The sequence below is a fragment of the Haliea sp. genome (assembly GCF_040222615.1).
Lineage (GTDB): Bacteria > Pseudomonadota > Gammaproteobacteria > Pseudomonadales > Halieaceae > Haliea.
In genome coordinates, this window is record NZ_JAVKCQ010000035.1 from 1 (window position 1) to 4,958 (window position 4,958).

Annotated in this window: 4 protein-coding genes; 3 read left to right on the forward strand and 1 reads right to left on the reverse strand. The window is 64.5% G+C overall.

The window, feature by feature from the left end:
- From RJQ10_RS03585 to RJQ10_RS03595, 3 genes are all read left to right on the forward strand, one after another.
- Positions 1-768 (forward strand): ATP-binding cassette domain-containing protein (locus RJQ10_RS03585; protein ID WP_350143709.1); only part of this gene is annotated, 768 nt, incomplete at its 5' end.
- The gene (locus tag RJQ10_RS03590; protein WP_350143711.1) at positions 765-1,760 is read left to right on the forward strand and encodes an ABC transporter permease; all 996 of its coding nucleotides are present in this window, start codon (positions 765-767) and stop codon (positions 1,758-1,760) included. The genes RJQ10_RS03585 and RJQ10_RS03590, both read left to right, overlap by 4 nt.
- Positions 1,757-2,722, forward strand: a complete 966-nt coding sequence (locus RJQ10_RS03595; protein WP_350143713.1) for a calcium/sodium antiporter — start codon at positions 1,757-1,759, stop codon at positions 2,720-2,722. The genes RJQ10_RS03590 and RJQ10_RS03595 overlap by 4 nt, the downstream gene beginning before the upstream one ends.
- On the opposite strand, the gene RJQ10_RS03600 is transcribed toward RJQ10_RS03595, so the two are convergent.
- Positions 2,723-4,958, reverse strand: a 2,236-nt coding sequence (locus tag RJQ10_RS03600; protein WP_350143715.1) for a putative bifunctional diguanylate cyclase/phosphodiesterase, incomplete at its 5' end; no start/stop codon positions are given.

Sequence of the window (4,958 nt, forward strand, 5' to 3'; positions counted from 1 at the left end):
GAGGCCTTGGGGCGACAGGGCGCATTCAGCGATATCAACCTGGAGCTACACCGGGGCGAGGTGCTGGGCATAGGCGGGCTGATCGGTGCCGGACGCACCGAATTGCTGCGCACCCTGTTCGGCGCGGACTCCGCAGACAGCGGCTGGCTGCGCCTGCCGGCTGACGGCTTCAGCCAACGGCACCGCTTCCACAATCCGCGGCAGGCCATAGCCGCCGGTATCGGCCTGGTGGTGGAAGACCGCAAGGACCAGGGCCTGTTGCTGGACCAGTCCATCGCCATGAACATCAGCCTGGGCAGGCTCCCGCAGCTGCACAACCGCCTGGGAGTGGTCGACGACGCTGCCATTACCCGCCACTGTGAACAGCTCTGCGACAGCCTCGAGGTCAAGCGCGACAGTCTCTCCCAGGCAGTCAACCAGTTGAGCGGCGGCAACCAGCAGAAGGTCCTGATCGCCCGCTGGCTGCTGCAGGATCTGGATGTGGTGCTGTTCGATGAACCCGGCAGGGGCGTGGACGCTCGCGCCAAACTGCGCATTCAGCAGCTGATCCGGGAACTCGCGGCCCGCGGCAAGGCGATCGTGGTGGTGAGCAGCGAAACCGAGGAGCTGCTGGCCCTGTCCGACCGGGTCATGGTGCTGTCCAACGGCCGCCTCGCCGGGGAATTCGACGCCCGCACAGTCACCGAGGAAGACCTGCTGGCAGCCAGCTTCCGTTACTACACCTCGGCGCAACAGGGCCGCGCCGCCGTCACGGAGAGCAACCCATGAGCCGCACACTACTGCCCGGAATCCGCCTGCCCTGGAACTCCCTGGGGCTGGTCGCCGTGCTGCTGATACTGGTGATGTTTTTCAGCAGCCAGAGCGAATACTTCTTCTCCACCGTGACGTTCCGGACCCTGGCCAACCAGATCCCCACCCTCACTGTCATCGCGGTGGGGATGACCTTCGTCCTGCTGATTGCCGGTATCGACCTGTCGGTAGGCTCTGTCATGGCGCTCTGTGCGGCGGTCATGGGAGTGCTGATGACCGATGCCGGCTGGCCGCTGGTTGCCGCAATTGCCGCCAGCCTGCTCACCGGGCTCGCCTGCGGCGCCGCCAGCGGCTTCGTCAGCGCGCGCTGGGCGCTCCCCTCCTTCGTCGTTACCCTGGGCATGCTGGAAATCGCCCGCGGTGGTGCCTATCTGGTGACCGATTCCCAGACCCGGTACCTGGGTGCGGCCGTCGGCCGCATTGGCGAACCCCTGGCCGGACTGGGAGTCTCGCCGGCCCTGCTGGCGGCACTGATCGTGGTGGCCCTGGCCCAGTTTGTCCTGGTGCGAACGGTTTTCGGCCGCTACATGGTCGCCATCGGCAGCAACGAGGAAGCGGCCCGGCTCTCCGGCCTCGACACCGTACGCTGGAAGGCGCTGGTGTTCGCCCTGGCAGGTCTGCTGGCCGCCCTGGGTGGGGTGTTTCAGCTCGGCTACCTGCAGACCGCGGACCCCAACGCGGGCATCGGCCTGGAGCTATCCGCCATCGCCGCCGTGGTCATCGGCGGTACCAGCCTGTCCGGGGGACGGGGCTCGGTAGTCAACACGTTCCTCGGGGTCCTGATCATCGCGGTGATGCAAACAGGCTTGGCGCAGCTTGGCATTTCCGAGCCCGGCAAGCGCATTATTACCGGCGCGGTGATAGTAGCGGCGGTGCTGTTTGACCAGTATCGTGAGCCCCTCGCGCGCCGCCTGTCCCGGTGGCGACAGGATGCAGGAGCAGCGCAATGATCGCAGTGGGGGCCGTTGTCATCGGCCTGGTTATTCTGGTGTGGAGCGCCGACCGGTTTGTGGCGGGGGCCGCAGCTACCGCCTGGCATTTCAATATGCCGCCGCTGCTGATCGGCATGGTGATCATCGGCTTTGGCACCTCGGCGCCGGAAATGGTGGTCTCGGCCGTGGCCGCATCCCAGGGCAACCCGGGGCTGGCTCTGGGGAACGCCTATGGCTCCAATATCACCAATATCGCGCTGATCCTCGGGATAACCGCCCTGATCAGCCCGCTGCTGGTGCACTCGCAGATCCTGCGCAAGGAGCTGCCCATCCTGCTGGCGGTCACCGCCCTGGCGGCCTGGCAGCTGGTGGACGGCACCGTCTCCCGGCTGGAAGCGCTGGTCCTGCTCGGGGTCTTCGCGGCCCTGATGACCTGGACCATCCACGAGGGCATGAGCGGGAGGACGGATCAGCTCGGCACCGAAGTGGGCGAGGACCTGGAAGCCGTCGGTCACATGCCACTGCGTCGCGCCCTGATGTGGCTGGGAGTTGGCCTGGTACTGCTGATCGCCGCCTCGCGCCTGCTGGTCTGGGGCGCGATCGACATCGCGGTGGGCCTCGGCGTCAGCGATCTGGTTATCGGCCTGACCATTGTCGCCATCGGCACCTCGCTGCCAGAGCTGGCCTCCTCGGTCATCGCCGCCCGCAAGGGCGAAAACGACATCGCCCTGGGCAACATCATCGGTTCCAACCTGTTCAATACGCTGGCGGTTGTCGGCATTGCCGGCGGCATTCATTCGATTACCGTGCCACCGGAAGTCCTCGGCCGGGACGTCGCCGCAATGGGCGGATTGGCCGCGCTGCTGTGTGTGCTTGGCTACCGCCGCAAAGGCCCCGGGCGCATCAACCGCCTGGAGGGCCTGTTGCTGCTGCTGTGCTTCTTCGCCTATACAGGCTGGTTGCTCGCCACCAGCCTGTGATCAGGGTCCACGGCGCAGCAATTCTTCCAGCTCGGCCGGAGGCAGGGGCCTGCTGAAATAGTAGCCCTGGTATTCATCACAGCCGTGCTGCTGCAGGAACTGCCACTGCTCCCGGGTCTCCACCCCCTCCGCTACCGTCCTGTAGCCCAGGCCGCGGGCGATACCGATGATGGCCAACACGATCGCCTGGTCCTCGGCATCGTCCGCCAGGCCGTCGACGAAGCTCTTGTCAATCTTCAGCTTTTGCACCGGGTAGCGCTTGAGGTAGCTGAGGGACGAATACCCGGTACCAAAGTCGTCAATTGACAGCACTACGCCGCGGTCATTGAGTTCAGTGAGTGTTCCCAGGGTCTTGTTGGAGTTCTCCATCGCAATACGTTCGGTAAGCTCGAGGTCAAGCATATTAGTGGGCAGGCCGTGCTCCTCCAGCAAACCGACGACCATGGCCGCGAAGTCATCGCGATAGATCTGTACCGCCGACAGATTGACGGCAACCGAGGCGACCGCCAGCCCCGCGGCCCGCCAGCTGGCCTGCTGGGCGATGGCCGTGCGCAGCACCCAGTTGCCGATATCCAGAATAAGCCCGCTTTCTTCCGCAATGGGAATGAAGCGGGCCGGCGAGATGTAGCCGATTTCGGGGTGATGCCAGCGAACCAGGGCCTCCACCCCGGTAATCTCGCCGGTTGCCATACTGACCTGCGGTTGATAGTGCAGGGACAACAGCTTGTTGGCGAGGGCAAGGCGCAGCTCACTCTCAATGAGCAGGGCCTCACTGGCCCGGGCGCGCATTTCCTCGACAAACAGGCTGAACGTATTGCGACCTCCCTGCTTGGCCCGTGACAGAGCCGCGTCGGCGGACTGGACAAGTTGATCCAGGTCCCGACCGTGGCGGGGAAAGCAGGCAACACCAATACTGGCGGTAAGGTTGAGGCGGTGCCTGCCGACCTGCAGCGGCTCGGCCACGAGTGCCAGCAAACGCTTCGCCATTGCCATCGCCTGCGCCGCATCGGTGCCCGGCAGGAGCAGGGAAAACTCATCGCCACCCATGCGGCACAGGGTCGCATCCAGGCTGAATTCAGCGGTGAGGCGCGCAGAAAGCTGCTTCAGCACCATGTCTCCGGTCGCCAGGCCAAGGGAATCATTGATGATCTGGAAGCGGTCGATATCGATGTACAGCAGTGAGACTTCGCTGCCCCCCGCCTTCGCCGCGTTCAGGGCAATTCGCGCTTTCTCCCGCAGCAGCTCCCGGTTGGGGAGGCCGGTGAGGGCATCGTAATCACTCAGGAAGCGGATACGTTCGCGATTGTCCCGGTGCTCTGTAATATCGGTGGAGATACAGCAGAGCGCGTAGATCTCACCTGTCTCATCCCGCAGGGGAATCTTGACTGACCAGAAGACGTGAATCTTGCCACTGCTGACCGCGACAGCCTCCTCCAGTTCTTGCGGCTCGCCGGATTCCAGCGCTCGGCGGTCGCCCTCCAGTACCCGCGCCAGGGTGCGTTCGTCGAAGAACTGGTCATCACCACGACCAATCACCTCCTCTTTCGGCAGGCCGAACAGATTCAGCGTCTGCTGGTTCGCAAACAGGTACCTGCCATCAAGACCCTTGAGGTAGATACAGGCACCGACATTCTCCAGCACCGTCGACAGCAGGGCTTCGCTCTCCCGAACCGCCCGCTGGTAACTGGCCCGCTGCTGCTCGCGGTCGAAATTGTCCAGCGCGAAACTGATGTCGGCGGCCATCTCCTGCAGCAGGTTTATGGTGCCCCGGTCGAAGGAATTCTGCTTGCGATGATAAACATTAAGCACGGCGAACTGCACGCCACCGCGCTGTATCGGGAATGCGGCGGCCGAACGCCAGCCATACTTGCGGGCGCGCTCATGCCAGGGCTGTGTCAGCGGCGAGTGCAGATAATCGTTGATAATCACCGGCCGGTTTTCGCGCACGGCCGTCCCGGTGGGCCCGCCGCCGCCCGGTTCCTCCACTCGAGCAGAGAGCACGAGACTATCGAGGTAATCCCTGCCCTCACCGCCGCTGGCAACCTTGGTGATCACCCCCGAGTTCGCATCCACCCGGCCCACCCAGGCCATCCTCATGTCGCCATACTCGACTGCTACGCGACACACCAGGGGCATCAGGTCGCGCTCACTGTCCATCCGCACGATGGCCTGGTTCATCTCGCTCAGGGCCCGATAGAGCTTGCTCAGGCGGGCGGCGCGGCGCTCACTGCGATCG

Coding starts and splice junctions, on each gene's coding strand:
- RJQ10_RS03590 (WP_350143711.1), top strand. CDS start 765: ATGAGCCGCACACTACTGCCCGGAATCCGCCTGCCCTGGAACTCCCTG.
- RJQ10_RS03595 (WP_350143713.1), top strand. CDS start 1,757: ATGATCGCAGTGGGGGCCGTTGTCATCGGCCTGGTTATTCTGGTGTGG.